Source organism: Sinomonas terricola (assembly GCF_034931225.1).
Classification (GTDB): domain Bacteria; phylum Actinomycetota; class Actinomycetes; order Actinomycetales; family Micrococcaceae; genus Sinomonas; species Sinomonas terricola.
In genome coordinates this window covers 88,473-104,799 of sequence record NZ_JAYGGQ010000017.1, presented here as the reverse complement: position 1 = coordinate 104,799, position 16,327 = coordinate 88,473, and the positions used below count along the sequence as shown (strand labels likewise).

Below are 16,327 nucleotides of genomic sequence, written 5' to 3'. Positions count from 1 at the left end.
AAGCCATGGGCTACCAGGTCACCCTCGCTCGCGCCAGCTAACGAGATCACCAACCAACTAAATCTTCGCGTCAGAGGCTGGTCTGGAGATTTCTTGATATTTTTCGGCGCCCGGTGTCCGAAACCGCGGTCCCTGCCGACCTTGGAGCGGTGAACCCGTCAGAGGAAGGGACCCAGATGACCAGTGATGAGCTGGGCGAGGACATGGCAGAGCTCGCCGACGCCGCAACGTCGTTCGCCGTGAGCGGGGAGGTCTGCGACCGGCTGGTCCGCCTCCACGCGGACCCGTTCGACGCATCCGCACGCGATGCCCTGTCTGCCTATCTCGCGTCCGACCGCTACCTCACCGGCGTCGCGGCCGCGGCAAGGATCCGGGCCGGACGGGCATCAGCCCCGGCCTGCCTCGTCGTAAGGGCGGGGGAGGCGTGATGCTCTGGAAGCCCAAGCGCGGCCCCGCCCGTGGACGCCGCCCGGGGACGGGGCCTGCAGCGAAGCCAGCCGCTGGGGCATCGTCTGGGACGGGAGTGCCGCAGACCCATCATTCGACTGCTGCGTCGGCGCTGAAGGGCAGGGCCGCGGTCGTGGGCGTCTGGGCGCTGATCGTCCTGTGGCCGGTTCTCGCTGCCAGGGCCTTCGTCCCGGCACCTGCGCATGTGGCCCAGGAGGCCAAACCCGTCGAGCAGCCCGAGTCCAGGCAGAGGGCCGGGGCGATCGCCGAGGCTTACGTCTCCGCCTGGCTCCGCGCGACGCGCACCAGCTCAGACGACCTCGCACGCTTCGGCGACATCGGCGGCCTCGTCCTCCCCGACCGTCCGACCGAGGCCCGGGATCTTGGGATCGCCTCCAGCGTCAGCAACGGTGCCGCGTCGACGGTCACTGTCTCGGCCGCGGTGCACGAGGTCTCGGCCAGCCCGGATGGGAAGGCCTCGGACGGCTGGCCCATGCGGTTCTTCCAGGTCGACGTCGTGGAGAAGCAGGGCGGTGCCCTCGCCCCGCTCGGCCTGCCCCGCGCGGTCGCTGCGCCGGCGGCCAAGACGGAGCCCATCCCGGGGTACGGGTCCACGCTGAGCACGACCCACCCGGCGGCGCAGGCAGCCCAGGCCTTCATCGCCGCCTACTGCTGCGGCGCAGGCGACGCCTCCAGGTACACCAGCCCCGGGTCGGGAATCACCGCCATCTCCCCGGCCCCGTACCGGGACGCCAAGCCGATCAGCGTCGCAGCCCAGGACACCCCCGCGGAAGTGCCCCAGGACGGCGCCCAGGCCCTCCTGCTCCTGCGGGTCCAGCTCAGCACCGCCGACGGGCGCATGGCCACCGCCGACTACACGCTCAAGATGCTCGGGCGCGCCGGCCGGTGGGAAGTCGCCCAGCTCAACCCGCCCCCGCGGTCCACCTCGACCGCCCGAACCACGCAATGAAAGGAACACCCATGAACAGCATCCACTCCCTCGCATTGACGGTCCCGGCCGTCGTGCCCGCTGCCGGCGGGAACTTCTGGACGTTCCTCAACGACCAGATCGCCCAGGCCCGCGGTGCCGCCGTCGCGGTATCGATCCTCGGCGCGATCTTCCTCGTGATCGGCACCATCATCAAGACGAAGTCCGTCGTCCCCTCGATCGTCGCCGCCCTGATCGGCGCCGGCCTGATCTGGCTGTGCGCCGGCGGCCTCGAGACCCTTTCCAACATGTGGGGCGGCACCGTGAAGACGGCCGCCGCCGTCGTGACATTGCCCGACGTGGTCTGAGATGGCTCTTGAGGAGGAAGAGGTCGAGATCGCCCGGTTCTACCGGGTGAGCCGGATCCCGACGATGGTCGGGCGCCTGCCGGACGGGTCCAAGATCCCAGGCGGGCCCTACACCGCGCTCCAGTTCGCGGTGCTCGCCGCCATGCTGATCGGCCTCGTCACGACCTGGGGCCTGTGGGCCAAGTTCGGATTCCTGGGCAACATCGCCTTCTTCCTCCTCATGCTCGTCGTCCCCGTCTACCTCGCCGGGATGGCCAAGACGACCGCACGGAGCCCGCTGATCCTCGCCCAGGGCCTGGGGCGATTCGCCTCAGCGTCCAGGACCGGCACGATTGACGGGCTCCCGCTGAAGTTCCCGAAGCCCCACACCGCCGCGACGCACGCACTGTACGAGGCCCAGCCCGCCCCCACAGGCCTGCCCGATCCGGTGCCGCCGGTTGCGCCCGGACCGGCACCGGAACAGCCGCGGCGCAGCGCCTCCCCGGAGCGGCGGCCGGTCACGGCGCTCGAGCGCTTCCAAGCCCAGTCGAAGGGACCATCGCGATGAAGAAAGCCCCCACCAAGGCGCTCGCCTGCAATCTCCTCTTCACCCGTCACGGGACCGTCTGGGCGACGTGGCGCCTGAGCCCGGTCGCATACGGCTTCGCCCCTGCCAAGCGGAAGAAGGCCGTCAAGATCGGCCACCAGGCCCTCTTCCAGGCCGTGCACGGCGAGGCCCTCCTGTTCGGCCTTACGGCAGACGTCGACCCGGCCTCCGTCGTCGAGCAGATGCTCGAGGGCGTCGACGTGTCCGAGTGCGACGAATGGCGGGAGGAGGCCCTCCTGACCCTCGACGCCCTCGAGGACCTCAGGCTCGGGACGAGGGCCTGGTGGTTCTCGGTGCCGCTCAGGCTCGGGCCCCACAGCGCCTGGAAGGAGATGGCCCGCCGAACTGCCACCGAGTTCGGCGAGGCATTCGGCCTCGCCCCGTGGATGCCGGGCCAGGGGGAGATCGACGAGCTCCTGGTCCAGGCCGCGGCGATCGAGCGGTCCCTGCCGACGATGTTCAACCCCCGCCCGGCCACGGTCGCCGAGCACATCTGGATAGGCCTCCACCACCAGAGCCGCGGCCTCGGGCTCGACCGGAGGATCCCGTCCATGTCCCATGGCGGCGACGTCCAGCAGGAGATCCTGCAGCTCGGGTCGGTGATCCCGCGGGTATGGCTCGACGAAGGGGCCCAGACGGACCTGGCCGAGGTCCCCGCCGCGAAGAGGCTCGGCCAGAACCCCTTCAGCCGCCGCTACCTCAAGGTCGCAGGGGGAGCCGCAGGGGAGACCCCCAGCTACCAGTCCCTCCTGGCCATGACGGGCACCCCCCGCGGAGGGATCACCTTCCCCGGCACCGAGTGGCTCGCCCTCGCCGACGAGCTCGACATGGACCTGGACATCGCCCTGCGGATGCACATCATGCCCGCCACCGCGGCCAAGGCCCGCAACCGCAAGGCCGAGAACACCATCAACGAGCAGTACAACCAGCGCACCGACGGCGGGATCACCGGCTCCAGCACCGAGCTCGACGCAACCGTCGAGGACCTCGTGCTCCTGCAGAAGGCCCTCGACCGCTCCGACAAGGAGACCCGGGTCCAGGTCACCGCCGTCCTCGCCGTGGGCGCTGACACCGCCGACGAGGTCCGAGCCAAGACAGACCGGGTCAAGGCCTTCTACAACGAGTTCGAGTTCACCTTCGACCCCCAGCTCGGCCTTCAGGAGGAGCTGTGGTGGGCGATGCAGCCAGGCGTGCCCACGTCGCGGGAGGTCCGTGCCCTCGCCCAGCTGACCACCGGACGCGACCTGGCCGCTGCCATCCCCCTGGCGTCGACCGACCTCGGGTCCCAGAAGGGATCCATCCTCGGAATGAACGTCTCCAGCGCCCGCCGGACGCCGGTGTTCCTCGACATCGAAGGATCAGTCCTGGGGAACAAATCGGGGTCGTTCGCCTTCTGCGCCGAATCGGGGGCGGGGAAGAGCTATGCGCTGAAGAAGATCGCAGGGGACGTGATCGACCGGGGAGGCCGGGTCTTCGTGCTCGACCACTCGGACACCAAGGAATGGGCCGACTTCGCCGGATCCGTCACCGACAGCGTCTCGCTAGAGGTGGTCAACCCCAGCCACAGCCTGGACGCGCTGCGCCTGTTCGGCCCCCGCGACGGCGGGCCCATCCTCGAGGCGTTCTTCACGACCCTGCTGAACATCGCACCCTCCGACGAGCTCGGCGTAGCCCTCAGCGAGGCGCTCGATGCCGACTACCTCCACCGGAACGGCATTGGCTCCGCATCCGAGCTCCTCGAGCACCTGAAGTCCCAGGACTGCCCCGTCGCGGGAGCCCAGTCGCTGGCGCGGAGGATGAACGGGTGGGCACGCAAGGGCCTCGGAAAGGTGATCTTCGATCCCTCCCTCGCCCCCCTGCCGCTGGACTCCGACGCCCTCGTCATGTGCACCAGAGGATGCGACCTGCCCACCGCAGACGAGCTCGCCAACGCCCACCTGTTCCGCCAGCTCCCCGTAGCCAAGGTCTTCGGACGCAGCGTCTATGCGCTGCTGGCCCGCATCGCCCAGTACGTGTGCTTCAAGGACATCGACCAGCTCGCACTGTTCATCGTCGACGAAGCACACCACGTGACCGTCTCGCCCGAGACCACCGGGATCGTCGAGCTCTTCGTCCGCGAGGGCCGCCGCAGCCGCGCCGCGATCGGACTCGGAAGCCACGACGCCGCGCTCGACTTCGGCAACGAGGCCGTCCGCGGCCTCATCCCCGTACGGGTCGTCATGCGCCACACCGACCCCAAGCTCGCCGCGCGCGCACTCGAGTGGATCGGCCTGAACCACCAGGACGACTCCCTCGTCGAAACCGTCCAAGGGCTCTCCCCCATGGACGAGAGCAACCGGATCGTCGCAGGCAGGGAAGGCGAGGGCCTCATGCGCGACCAGGCAGTCCGGTACGGGCTCATCCAGGTCACCAGGCCCGGGCGCCAGCGCCGGCACGAGGCGATCGTCTCCACCCCGGAGGCGGCAGCATGAGGAACAACAGCGCAGCCATCCGAAGCCCGTGGGCCGCACGGGGGGTCCTGGCGCTGCTCCTGCTGGCCGGCATCGGCATCGCCGCAGCGGGCCCCGCCCACGCCGACGCCGGGCCCTCGCCGTCTCCGTCGCTGCCGTCCGACGACGTCTTCAACGGCCTCACCGACTCCCACGGGGTCCCCGCCGACAAGTACACCGTGGTCCCCTTCGACCGCGGCGGCATGGACAACCTCTCCAAGCTCGTCACCGGGATCTACATCGACCAGGGCTGGCCGGGGATCGTCTATGTGGTCAAGGGCGGCATGTGGCTGTTGAGCCTGGTCCTGTCCTTCAAATGGGTCGACTTCCTCGCCGCCCCCTTCGTGACCTTCACCACGACCCTCCAGAACCTGATGGGCGGGTTCGCGATCATCCCCCTCGCGCTCTCGATCACCGGCCTCGTCGCCGGCATCGCCTTCGGGCGAGGCCGCCACGCCAGCGGCGGGATCGCCATCGTCAGCACGGTCATCGCAGCCTCGCTCCTGACCGGGATCCTCGCAAACCCCGCCACCACGTTCTTCGGCCCGGGCGGGCTCGTGAAGAACGCCACCGACTTCGGCGGGCAGATCGCCGTGTCCATGGCCACCGACGGATCAGACACGAGCGGGCGCGGGCTCACGCCCGAGGACGCCGTGAACGCCAGCGTCAACCAGAAGCTCGCCGACGTCTTCCTCCGGGAGCCGGTGATGTATGTGGCCTTCGGAAAGCGCCTCACCGGCAACTGCGAACAGGTCTTCGACGAGAAGATGAAGGCGGTCGCCGCCGGGGACACCTCCAGCAACTCCGTCCGGGACGCCGTCGCGGCATGCGACCCGCAGGCGAAGTACTTCATCGACCACCCCCAGGGGCAGATCGTGGTCCTCATCGGAGTGAGCATCACAGTGGGGGTCCTGCTGCTGATGGTGTTCGTCCTGGCGCTCCTAGTCGGCGCCGCGGTGCTTTTCCTCGGCTTCCGGTGCGTGGTACTGCTCATCGACCTCTACAAGGCCTTATTCCCCGGGGACTCCAAGGCCGACCTCCTGCGCGACCTCGGATTCGCCGGCGCGGCCGTGGCGTTCCTCGCCGGATCCCTCGTCGTGCTCGTGATGTACCTGAGGCTCGTCATCGAGCTCATGAAGTCCCTCGACAGCCTCGGGCCCATGAAGTACCTGCTCCTGGCCAGCCTTTTCGCCGGAGGCATCGTCGTCTTCGTCCGCTTCCGAAAGCGTCTGAAGGAGATGGGGGCCCGTGCCGCAGCGGCGCTCTCACGGGCCATGCGCTCGGCTCCCGCGGCCCAGCCCCGCCAGCCTGTTACGGCCCGCAGCGTGGTCAACACCGTCCGGCGGGGCTACAACGCCGCGAACGGCCTTCGCACCGCCAACGCACTCCACGATGCGGCGGCCTCCCGCTCCGCCTCGCCTTCGACGGCCGCGAAGCCCGCCCCCAGGATCGGGGGCCCCAAGACGCAGGCCGCGCTGCGCCTGGCCTCCAAGATCCCCGGAGTCGGGGGAGCGGTCGCCACCGGGACGATGGCCGCCCTGCGCATCCACCAGGCAGCGAAGGGCGTCAAGGCCGGTGCCCTGGCCGCCGCCGAGGGGGTACGGCGGGCCGGCGACGGGCGGGCCCTCCGCTCCGCGCACAACACCCTGCTCCGCTCGCGCCTCGGGCGCAGCGAGGCCAAGGCAGGCAAAGCCCAGGAGAGGATGCACCGCCGCCTCGACGCGGTCGACGCCCAGCGGGAGCGCTTCGGCAGCAGAGACGCCCGCCGCGCCGGCTTCGACGCCAAGGAGGCCCTCATCCGCGGGAAGGCCGCGAACTCGAACCGCGCCGCCGTCCACGCCGAGCGCCTGCGCGCGAAGCTCGAGCGCAACGAGCGCATCGACAGGAAGCTCGGCAAGAACGCCGCCGCCCGGCGGGCCGCCGACACGGTCCTGAACCCCAGGCCGCCCAAGCCGTGAACCAGAAGGCCCTCGCCGCGCTCGTGAGCGCATCGCTCGTCGCCCTCGGCCTCGCCGCGACCGGGCCGGCGGTCATCGTCGCGGTCATCGCCCAGCAGTCCGCCTCGCCCGCGTCCTGCCTCCCGGGCGGGGCCGCCGTAAGGGGAGCGTGGGGAAACCCTGTGTTCGGGCCCATCACGAGCCCATTCGGCCCCCGCGGAAGCGGCTACCACGACGGGACCGACATCGCTCCCCCAGCAGGGACTCCATTCGTCTCCGCCTCGGCCGGGACCGTGATCGCTGCCTACGGCGCCGGTGACGCCAACCCCACCGGGGACACCGGGAACGGCATCATCGTCGACGCGGGGGACGGGCTGCAATTCTGGTACTGGCACGCCCAGGACGGGTCCACCCTCGTCCGCAAGGGCCAGAAGGTACAGGCCGGCACCGTCCTGGCACGGGTCGGCTCAACCGGCAAGGCCGACGGGCCCCACCTCCACTTCCAGGTCATGGTCAACGGCGCCCCCGTCGACCCCGTGCCCTTCATGGCAGCAAGGGGCGTCAAACTCGGCGCCGACGCGCCCCAGACCGGGACTCCTGCGGACGCCTCGGGGCAGCAGGCGAAAACGGACAGCACCACGGCCAGCGGCCCCGACGGCGGCAGCATCCCGTTCTCCACCGCCCAGACCCGCAGGGTCGCCGACATCGTCGACGAGGGCCGCAAGGCCGGGGCCGGAGACCGCGGCATCCTCGTCGCCGTCATGGTCGCCCTCCAGGAGTCGGGGCTGTGGATATACGCCAACAGCACGGTTCCCGCCTCCCTCCAGCAGCCCCACGACCGAGTCGGATCCGACCACGACTCGGTCGGGCTCTTCCAGCAGCGGCCCGCGGCGGGATGGGGAACAGCGCCCCAGCTGATGGACTCCCGGCGGAGCGCGCAGGCGTTCTTCGGCGGCCCCGGCGGGCCGAACCGGGGAACCCCCCGCGGCCTCCTCGACGTGCCGGGCTGGCAGCAGATGAGCCTGAACGACGCCGCCCAGGCCGTCCAGGGATCGGCGACGCCGAACGCATACGGCAGATGGGAGTCCACCGCACGGCAGCTCCTCGCAGCCTCCGGGGTCAGCTTCGGCTCGAACGCCGTCGTCCCCGGCGGGTGCACCCCCGCGAGCGGCTTCGGCGCCGGCCAGCCGCTGCCCGGCGCCGACCAGACCGGCATCCGGGCCAAGATCGTCGAGTACGCCAAGCAGGGGCTCGGCACACCCTACGTCTGGGGAGGAACCAGCAAGGACACCGGCTGGGACTGCTCCGGCTTCGTCCAGTGGGCCATGACCAGCGCAGGGCTCAAGGGAGTGCCGCGGACCGAGCAGTGGCAGTACGGCAAGCCCACCAGCTCCCCCCAGCCAGGAGACCTCGTCGTCCAGATCCCGGACGGCCCCAGCCACTGGGCCCACGTCGGGATCTACGCCGGGGACGGCAAGATGTACAGCGCCCTCAACCCCGGCGTCGGCACCGTCCTCCACCCGGTCGACTGGAACCAGGGGACCTCCTACTTCACCCTGACGGACAGCTGAGCAAGGGGCCACCGAATGCGCACACGAGCCAAAGCGATCGCCGCCACCGCAGTCCTCGCGGCCGCCATCGGAACAGCCGCCGCCTCCCTCGCCCAGGGCCAGGACGGGCACGGGCAGCCGGTGAGCACGGCCGCTTCCCAGACGCCCCCAAGCCCCGCAGCCCCGCCCGCATCGCCCCTTGCTACGGCGGACGATGCCGCTCCCAGAGCCGAGGCGACCGCCTTCGTCGCAGCCTGGGGCACTCCGCGATGGGACGACCCGGCACCCGGGGCCTGGGCCGACCGGGCAGCAGGCCACGCAACCGACGCCTTCGCAGCCCAGCTCAGATCCGCCTACCGAGGAGGCAGCGGAGGAACAGCCTGGACCGACCTCGTCGGCTCCCGCGGCCTCGTCCAGAACGTCGTCGACCGCCTCGACCCGGCCCCCGCGGCCACGGGCCACCGCGCCTACATCGTCCTCTACCGGACGCTGACCGTGGCCACAGGCTCAGGGCACGCCGTGGCGGGCACAGCCCTCGTAGACCTTGTGCCCGAGCACGGGCAGTGGAGGGTCGCCGCATTCGGCCCGGTGGCCTCGGGAGGCATCGCACAGTCTCCCGCAACCACGCCCGCTGCCCCTCCGACAGTGTCCGACGCGGACTGAGGGATATCGGCTGATCCCAAGTGGCTGCGCCGCCGCGCAGCCCAGAACCGGCGGCCGAGCCGTCGCTCGCGCTGGTTGCGCCGTCTCGAATCTCCGCAATCTCGTGCTCACCGTGACATCACTGGGACGCTCGTGGTGACGGCTTGTGCTGTTCAGCTCCGCCTCGACTCCCTACGTCGGCGAACCTGAAACCCCTAGCTCTTTGCGGCTGCTCGAGCAGCTGGCGTCAGAGTCAATGAGGCTCGGGTCGATGCCATCCTCGTGCTGCACAGCGGCAGGGGAGGGGACGCGCAGGGATGGGCCGTGTCCTACGTGCTGGACATTCCCTGACGATGCGTTAGCTGTGTCGCTACTGCATCGATACCGCGCAGAGAACATATTGCTGACGAAGACGGCGGGGGAGCGAGGCTCGGTAGCTACTCGGGACGGTCCCTTCGGGACGCCCTCGATCCCGAGCCTATTCCCCGTGTCAAGTCATAAGCAACGGGGCCAAATCGGACTTTTCGGCCATGCGCCTGTCCGGATTTCCGCGATCCCGCGACCTTGGGCAGGTGATGGGGATGCTCCCCAAGGCCGAGGAGGTCAGCAGATGCTGAAGGAGAGGCGGCAGCCAGTGCCGGCCCGGGTCGCCGAGCCCGACGTCCACCAATGGGGGTACACGCGCCCGTCTCCCACGGTGGCGCCCACACTCAGCCCCAGGCCCCAGCGGTGGGGCTTCGGTGCAGGGGTCCCCCCGCTGGTCGCTGTCGCATATGCCGGAGCGCAGCTTGTCGCCGGCACGCCGTGGACGATCGCGCCTGCCGCCGTGGGCGCGGTCGCAGCCTCGGGGGCCATCACCGCATTCGGGCTCCGCCGCAGGGAGCGGGACGCGATCTCCGACCGGGCGACAGAGGACATCGCGTACCTGGTCGCCACCCGCCTGACGCGCCAATGCCTGAAGGTGCTTCGCTGGGAGGGCGGCTGGATCGGGCACCCCAAGCTCGTGCGGATCTCCTACGCCCAGGGTGCGGCGGAAACCCCCGGGCTGCGCGAGGAGCTCGCCCATGCACTGAGCTCGCGCTTCGGCCGCTCCTACCGCCTGGCCAAGGACGACCCCCGTCGCCGTCGACTCGTCTACGAAGAGTACACGCCCGACCCCGAGCCGGAAGAGCCCGAGCTGAGCGAGATCGAGCAGCGGATCGACAAGGTCGTCGAGAAGCTGTTCTCGGGCAAGGGCGGGAACCCGCCCGACGTCGACCTCGAATGGGACGACGCAGGCGTAGCTGCGATCAGCGTCCGCCACGACATCGGCGACCTTATCGCCGAATCGGCGGTGCGCCGCGTCAAGGAGCGCAAGTTCTCCAACATGGTCCCGGGCCGTTGGCGCGCCACATGGGACACCTCCGGCGACCAGGTCGTCTTCGCGCGGCGGCCAGAGCTGCCCACGTTCGTCGCCCACCCCCCGATCCCGGAGATGACAGGCAGGCCCCAGGACAAGGAGAACTACGAGACGCCGATCGCCTACGGCGTCGACGAGTTCGGCACGGTCATGGCATGGCGGCCGTGGCTGCAGCCGATGATGCTGATCACCGGCGTCACAGGCCGGGGCAAGACCGTCGTCGCGCACTCGGTGCTCACCGAGCTCGCCGCCCGCGGCTGGATCATCGACGTCTCCGATGCCAAGTTGGTCGAGTTCATCGGCTACAAGTCCTGGCCGAACGTGCGGTGCGTCGCCTCCCGGCTCGAGGAGCAGGTACGCCTCATCCACGCCGCCCATGACCTGATGAAGGAGCGCTATGCGCAGATCGTCGACGGGTCGGCGAAGGAGGAGGACTTCGAACCTTATTGCCTCGTTGTCGATGAGTTCGCGCTCTGGCGCGAGGACCTTACCGACTGGTACATGGACATCAAGAGGAGCGGGGACCCGTCGAAGGCGCCCGCGCCCCGGAAGGTCGCGGCCATCGTCCGAGCGGGAAGGACCGCCCGCGTCCACCTCGTGACCCTGACCCAGCGGCCCGACGCGGAGACCTTCGGCAACGGCGAGACCCGCACGAATTACTCCTGCCGCGTCTCCCTTGGCCCGCTCGACTTCGACGGCTCCCGCATGATGTGGGGACTCGGTGGATTGGGCATGGCCGTCGACCGCAGCGTGCGCGGCCGGGGCACCACGTTCAACGAGAACGGCGAGGTCGTGGACTTCCAGGCCTACTGGACCCCGGACCCGCGCAAGACCAGTCTGGAGAAGCCCAAGGACATGGCGATCCTCGCCGGGCTCCGTCCGGCCCAGGAGCTCCACGGGAAGATGAAGATCATCCTCCCTAAGCCGTCCGTCTTCGACGACAAGAGCGCGAGCGTCCTGCCCCCCTCGTACAGCGAATACGCCTCCGCCAGGATGGTCCCCGCCGACCAGGAGGAGACGGACCAGGATTCCGGCACACAGGACAGCCGAGCCGCCGAGCCCGCGGCCCCGACCGAAGGCGGGACGGGAGCGGCGGGCGTGGTCCCCCTCCAAGCCAGGGACCACCGGAACGAGAGGACGGTCCTGGAGATCCGCCACGGCAACGCCGGCACAGGGCATCCGGGGGCCGAGGTCGTGCCCCTCCGCCCTGCCCCCGCCCAACCCGGACCGCAGGATGAGCCGGAGCCGGAGGCTGGCTATGACGATCCGCGCTCCGGCTGGCGGCTCGACATGCTCAGCATCGAGCACGTCGAGGCCGGATTCGACATCCACCTCGACGACGGCGGGTGGGCAGCAGTGCAGGAGAGCCTGGCCGACGAGGACGACGAAGACCTCTGGAACCTGCTCATCGTCACGGATTCCGGCGAGGAGGCCATCTACTCTGCCCCATGCGGGGAGGCCGTCGCCGTCCGCGTCTCGGAATAGCGCTCAGAACCGGAAGCAACGAAAGGAAAGCCGATGAAGAAAAGCACGTGCCCGCCCACGCCATGCCGCCGCCTGCACGCCCATCCCGCCTCGGGCCACACCGTACGGGAGCAGCGATGAGCCAGGACGGCAACAGCGGACAGGGGAAGGACTACACGACGGACTTCATCGTCCTCGCCCTCGCAGCGGCTGGCCTGGGCGTCTTCGGGTCTGCCGGTGCCGCCTTCCTCGCACCAGTGCAGCGGTGGGCCCTGGACAGCGGGATCGTTGTCTCAGGCGATTCAGTGCTGATCGCCCTCCCAGGCTCCGGTGTGGGACTCGATCTGGGCAGGACGCTCGTCGCCGGGGCAGTCCTGGCGTTCTTCCTCCTGGTGGCCGTGTGGAGCGCGGCCCGAGCCAGGCATCGTCGGAGGGAGCTCTAGCAGGGCACCTGTGCGTCTGCACGCGGAAGGGGGCGGGCCATCATCTGGACCCGCCCCCTTCCGCGTGGGTTCTGCGCAGCGTCAGCCGCTCCTCCGGAGTAGCCGGACCCACGTCTCCGTAACGCCCGCGGCGGCGGCCAGGGCGGCTGTCTCAATGCCCTCCGCGCACCGGAGGGCCCGGTTGCGGTCGGCCGTCGCCGATTCGATCTGCGTCTCGAGGCGCCGCCTGCGGTGCTTGAGCTCGGAGAGGCTCGTCTGGCTCGGATGCACGCTGCGAGCCGCCGGGCGGCTGTTCCGGCGGGGGTAGTACGTGTTGCGCGAGATCCCGGCTTCGGGCAGGAGCGTGCGGATCACGTCCTCGCTCTGGGAGCGGCGGGTGATCTCGTCGACGGTCGCGACGAGGATCTTCTCGCGCTCATCGGCGAGAAGGGATATCCGGTCGCGGATGGCCCGGAGGCCCGTGAGTGCCTCGGCCTGGTCGGCGCGCGCCGGGCCGTTGCACGGTGCCTGAGGTATGGACATGGAAGCCCCTCTATTACTCGATCTGACATCGATAATTATATGGGCTTGCCGTGCGGGCGCAAGGCTCATCGCTGCCGCCGTCCCTCATCCAGGGCACCTGCCTCCTCGAGGATCCATTCGGCCTCGTCGAGGATGTCCTCCTTCTCCCGGTCCTCCAGGTCCGGCGCCCAGCCGAGCTCGAGCGCAAGCGAGGAGATCGATTCGTCATCGCTCGGCAGCGGGTAGGAAGGGGGCGGTGTGGCCACCGGTCTCCTGACGGAGCTGCGCAGGGTTGGCGCGGGTCCGCTCTTCGGGTCCGCCATGGCGATTTCCTCCTCGGTCCGTTCTCCGCGGAGCCTGCGACCTCACCCCGCCTCAATGGCCCAAGGTCGAAGAAGCGGGCCGCTTCGGACGCCGCGGTCAGGACTTCTTCATCCGCGAGGCCTTCCGCGCGGCGTGGGTGGCCGAATGCGGGACGAGCGAGGCGGCGTAGAGGGAGGCAAGGCGTCGGCCGAAATGGGGGTTGGCGTCGACGAGCTGCCGGATCGCCTCGCCCCGGGCGGAGATCCAGCCGAGTCCTGCGATCGCGGGGTTCGACACGGCCCAGGAGACGACGTCCTCGAGCGGGACGTCGATGCCGGCTGCCAGCGTGTCCGCATGGCACATGGAACCCCCTCCGAAAATACTCGATCTGACATATAGAAATATGTCAGGGGAGGGGTGGGCGGTCAAGCATGCGCGGGCAAGAAGAAACCCTGCCAGGACGGAGGACCCTCAACTGTCAGATCGAGCAATCGTGCCCTGGCAGGGCTTCTCAGATCATAGTGGCAGGGTGGTGGACGTTCCACCAACTTGCCCTCTAGCCTCGGCAGCGAGGCGGTCCCCAAGCCTTTGTCGAGTCCGCGGGGACCGCTTCACCATTCCGGGACGGATCCGACGCCATGGACACCTGCGCCTGCGGACATCCGCTCCAGCATCACATGAGGTGCGGCAGGGACTGCGCCCACGAGGGCTGCCACGAGTGCCGATGCGATATCCGGGCCTTCGAGGTCGACCAGGGGAGCGTCCACTACAGGACAGCGGCGCGATCCTGAGTCTGGGGGAGCACCTGGCCCACCGCGGACTCGTTCCCTGATCCAAGGCCCCGGGATCCCCGGGTGCCGCCGTCTGCCCTGTTAGGCTCCGGGAAAACTGCAGCAATTCGCAGGAGGAGACGTGGCGCAGCATTTCAGGATCGAGCTCACCGACGACATCGACGGAAGCGAAGCCACGGAAACGGTGGCGTTCTCCCTCGACGGCGTTTCCTACGAGATCGACCTCAACGGGGTGAACGCCTCGGGCCTGCGGGAGAAGATCGCGCCGTTCGCGGCCGCGGCACGGAAATCGCCCCGCGGCGGTGCCCGCACAGCCGTGCGACGTCCGCAGCGGTCCGGGAGCCGGTCCGCGACGATCCGGCAGTGGGCGCAGGAGAACGGCTACCAGGTCAGCGCCCGGGGGCGGATCCACCGCGAGGTCGAGGCCGCCTACGACAAGGCGCAGGCAGCGGCTCTCAGCTGAGGACGGCCTCGATCAGCTCGGGGCCGTTGTTCCTCACGTTCCCTACTGCCTGGCCGACGATGCGCGGGGTGAGCCGGGGCTCCGGGACGGCGTCGACGAAGGCGGCAATCCTGGACCTGTCGGTGAGCTCCGGGTCCAGCCACTCGTCCCACATCTCCGGGGGGAGGATCACGGGCGTGCGGTCGTGGATGTGCCCGAGGGCGTCCGCGGCCGGGCGGGTGAGGATCGTCGACGTCATGATCCATGCCCCCGGGGCCGTCTTCGTCTTCGACGCTCCTGTCCCGCCAGAACTCATAGAGCCCGGCCACGCCGAGCACGCTGCCGTCCGAGGGGTGGAGGTAGGTCGGGGTCTTGCTGCCGTCCGCGTTCTTCTGCCACTCGTAGTAGCCGTCGAGGACCGACAGGGAGCGCTTCCTGACCGCGGCCGAGCGGAACGTGGGCTTCTCCAGGAAGGTCTCGCTGCGCGAATTGATCGCGCGCGACCCGACGGAGAGGTCCTTGGCCCAGCCGGGCACAAGGCCCCAGCGCGCGGTCTCGATCCTGCGGGCCACTTCGCCGGTGGCGGGGTCGGGGCGCTCGAGCACGATCGGCACCCGCTGGGTCGGGGCCACGTTCCACGACGGGCGCAAGTCCTCGCCCGCAGTCCATGTCGCGCCGAAGATCGGCTCGAGCTCCGCCGGGGTCCGCGTGATCACATAGCGTCCGCACACATCCCGCAGGATACAGGGGCGGGGAGTGCGCGCCCGGCATCGCGGCACAGCCTTGCGACGACCCCCTACCCGGCCTCGGGCGCGGAGATCACACTGGGGGTGGAGGCTGAAAATGTGCAGCGACATGGACGATCTGAGCCTGCGCCTTCGCGACGAGCTCCGCAGGACCCAGTCAGGGCACAACCCGTGGTTCGGGATCCGGCTCATGCGCCACTACGAGGACCGCGAGTTCGCGGAGGACGGACAGCCGCCGAAAGAAGGGCCAGCCGGCAGCGGAACCAGATCGCCTTCCAACCCGTCCGGGACTGGCGATGCCGGCGGGAAGCGCTGAGGTCCTCGGTGGGGCATTCGACCTCGGGCTCGCCAAAGCGGTCCATGGCATCCCCGAGGGTCCCGGGCTGCTCTACGAGGCCAAGGTCGATGGCTTCCGCGTCAGCATTTCGGTCGCACATGGCGCAGTGCGGATCCGCTCACGGACGGGAACGGACCTGACGGCCCGCTTCCCCGAGCTCGCCGAGGCCGCGGCCGCCCAGATCCCGGACTCGACGGTCGTCGACGGCGAGGCCGTCATATGGAACCGAGGCCGACTCGACTTCGACTCCCTGCAGCGCCGGCTCGGTGTCGGACCAGCCCTGGCCCGACAGCGCGCACGGCAGCGGCCCGCCTCGTTCGTGGCTTTCGACGTCCTGGCAATCCTGGGCCGGGACGTCCGGCCCATGGCCCTGAAGGACCGCCGGGCCCTGCTCGAGGAGCTCGCCGAAGGATTCGCCCCGCCCCTCCAGCTCTCCCCGGCGACCACCGACGTCGACGTGGCGCGGGCATGGTGGGCCGGCCTCGCAGGCGCGAAGGTCGAAGGCATCATGGCCAAGCGCCTCGACGAGCCCTACTACGGGGGCGAACGCCGATGGATGAAGTCGAAGCGCCTCGAGGCCGAGGATGCGGTGGTCGCGGCGGTCATCGGCTCCCGCGCGAGGCCGTCCCAGCTCGTGCTCGGAATTTTCGATGACGCGGGCCGCCTGCGGTTCGCCGGCCGCACAGGTCCGCTCTCAGCCGCTCAGGCGGCGAGGGTCGCCCCGTTCCTCCGCAGGCCTGCCAGAGAGCATCCCTGGCCGGAGGAGGTCCCCTCGACCCTGATCGACAGGTTCGCGCGCGAGCGCACACTGGTCCACCTGACACTCGTGGAGCCCGTGGTCGTGGAAGTGTCCGCCGACTCGGCGCGGTCGGGGATCGCATTCCGCCACGTCGTGCGCCTGATCAGGGCGCGTCCCGAGCTCGACCCCGCAGAGGTCCGCATCGACTAGGGTCT

General features: G+C 69.9%; 17 protein-coding genes and 1 pseudogene. 13 read left to right on the top strand and 5 right to left on the bottom strand.

The features are described from left to right. The first annotated feature begins 176 nt into the window (after positions 1–176). The 10 genes from SPF06_RS19000 (at position 177) to SPF06_RS18955 (ending at position 12,253) form a co-directional block, all read left to right on the top strand. A complete protein-coding gene (locus SPF06_RS19000) occupies positions 177–428 on the top strand; it encodes a hypothetical protein (protein ID WP_323280722.1) in 252 nt (83 codons plus the stop codon). 95 nt (positions 429–523) lie between these two features. Then, positions 524–1,417, top strand: a complete 894-nt coding sequence (locus tag SPF06_RS18995; protein ID WP_323280721.1) for a conjugal transfer protein — start codon at positions 524–526, stop codon at positions 1,415–1,417. An 11-nt stretch (positions 1,418–1,428) separates the two neighbouring features. Beyond that, the gene (locus tag SPF06_RS18990; RefSeq protein WP_323280720.1) at positions 1,429–1,743 is read left to right on the top strand and encodes a hypothetical protein; all 315 of its coding nucleotides are present in this window, start codon (positions 1,429–1,431) and stop codon (positions 1,741–1,743) included. A 1-nt stretch (position 1,744) separates the two neighbouring features. Then, a complete protein-coding gene (locus SPF06_RS18985; protein WP_323280719.1) occupies positions 1,745–2,290 on the top strand; it encodes a hypothetical protein in 546 nt (181 codons plus the stop codon). Further along, positions 2,287–4,800 (top strand): ATP-binding protein, encoded by a 2,514-nt coding sequence (locus SPF06_RS18980; RefSeq protein WP_323280718.1) that lies wholly within the window; start codon positions 2,287–2,289, stop codon positions 4,798–4,800. The genes SPF06_RS18985 and SPF06_RS18980 overlap by 4 nt, the downstream gene beginning before the upstream one ends. Beyond that, positions 4,797–6,776, top strand: a complete 1,980-nt coding sequence (locus tag SPF06_RS18975; RefSeq protein WP_323280717.1) for a hypothetical protein — start codon at positions 4,797–4,799, stop codon at positions 6,774–6,776. Before SPF06_RS18980 ends, SPF06_RS18975 begins: the two co-directional genes overlap by 4 nt. Next, positions 6,773–8,326 carry a peptidoglycan DD-metalloendopeptidase family protein gene (locus SPF06_RS18970; protein WP_323280716.1) on the top strand — a complete coding sequence of 518 codons (1,554 nt, stop codon included), beginning with the start codon at positions 6,773–6,775 and terminating at the stop codon, positions 8,324–8,326. Before SPF06_RS18975 ends, SPF06_RS18970 begins: the two co-directional genes overlap by 4 nt. A 15-nt stretch (positions 8,327–8,341) precedes the next feature. Next, entirely contained in the window at positions 8,342–8,968 is a 627-nt protein-coding gene (locus SPF06_RS18965; RefSeq protein WP_323280715.1) for a hypothetical protein, read from the top strand. A 589-nt stretch (positions 8,969–9,557) separates the two neighbouring features. After that, positions 9,558–11,831 carry a hypothetical protein gene (locus SPF06_RS18960; protein ID WP_323280714.1) on the top strand — a complete coding sequence of 758 codons (2,274 nt, stop codon included), beginning with the start codon at positions 9,558–9,560 and terminating at the stop codon, positions 11,829–11,831. Positions 11,832–11,947: 116 nt separating this feature from the next. Then, a complete protein-coding gene (locus SPF06_RS18955; protein ID WP_323280713.1) occupies positions 11,948–12,253 on the top strand; it encodes a hypothetical protein in 306 nt (101 codons plus the stop codon). A gap of 81 nt (positions 12,254–12,334) precedes the next feature. Here SPF06_RS18955 and SPF06_RS18950 read toward each other — a convergent pair whose 3' ends face one another. From SPF06_RS18950 to SPF06_RS18940, 3 genes are all read right to left on the bottom strand, one after another. After that, positions 12,335–12,775: a hypothetical protein gene (locus tag SPF06_RS18950; protein WP_323280712.1), complete on the bottom strand. Its 441-nt coding sequence runs from the start codon at positions 12,773–12,775 to the stop codon at positions 12,335–12,337. A 65-nt stretch (positions 12,776–12,840) separates the two neighbouring features. Next, entirely contained in the window at positions 12,841–13,020 is a 180-nt protein-coding gene (locus SPF06_RS18945) for a hypothetical protein (protein WP_323280711.1), read from the bottom strand. A gap of 154 nt (positions 13,021–13,174) precedes the next feature. Further along, positions 13,175–13,420 (bottom strand): hypothetical protein, encoded by a 246-nt coding sequence (locus SPF06_RS18940; protein ID WP_323280710.1) that lies wholly within the window; start codon positions 13,418–13,420, stop codon positions 13,175–13,177. A gap of 549 nt (positions 13,421–13,969) precedes the next feature. Here SPF06_RS18940 and SPF06_RS18935 point away from each other — a divergent pair. Continuing rightward, on the top strand, positions 13,970–14,311 hold the full coding sequence (locus SPF06_RS18935) for a histone-like nucleoid-structuring protein Lsr2 (protein WP_323280708.1): 342 nt from the start codon (positions 13,970–13,972) through the stop codon (positions 14,309–14,311). On the opposite strand, the gene SPF06_RS18930 is transcribed toward SPF06_RS18935, so the two are convergent. After that, positions 14,304–14,549 (bottom strand): SOS response-associated peptidase family protein, encoded by a 246-nt coding sequence (locus tag SPF06_RS18930; RefSeq protein ID WP_323280707.1) that lies wholly within the window; start codon positions 14,547–14,549, stop codon positions 14,304–14,306. The two genes, SPF06_RS18935 and SPF06_RS18930, sit on opposite strands and share 8 nt — an antisense overlap. A 106-nt stretch (positions 14,550–14,655) precedes the next feature. Next, positions 14,656–15,147, bottom strand: a pseudogene (locus SPF06_RS18925) (SOS response-associated peptidase); the annotation flags it as partial. Between SPF06_RS18925 and SPF06_RS18920 the strand changes: the two are divergent. Together SPF06_RS18920 and SPF06_RS18915 are read left to right on the top strand one after the other, a co-directional pair. Further along, on the top strand, positions 15,146–15,352 hold the full coding sequence (locus tag SPF06_RS18920; RefSeq protein WP_323280705.1) for a hypothetical protein: 207 nt from the start codon (positions 15,146–15,148) through the stop codon (positions 15,350–15,352). The pseudogene SPF06_RS18925 and the gene SPF06_RS18920 overlap by 2 nt on opposite strands. Continuing rightward, the gene (locus SPF06_RS18915) at positions 15,333–16,322 is read left to right on the top strand and encodes an ATP-dependent DNA ligase (RefSeq protein WP_323280703.1); all 990 of its coding nucleotides are present in this window, start codon (positions 15,333–15,335) and stop codon (positions 16,320–16,322) included. Before SPF06_RS18920 ends, SPF06_RS18915 begins: the two co-directional genes overlap by 20 nt. Positions 16,323–16,327 lie beyond the last annotated feature (5 nt).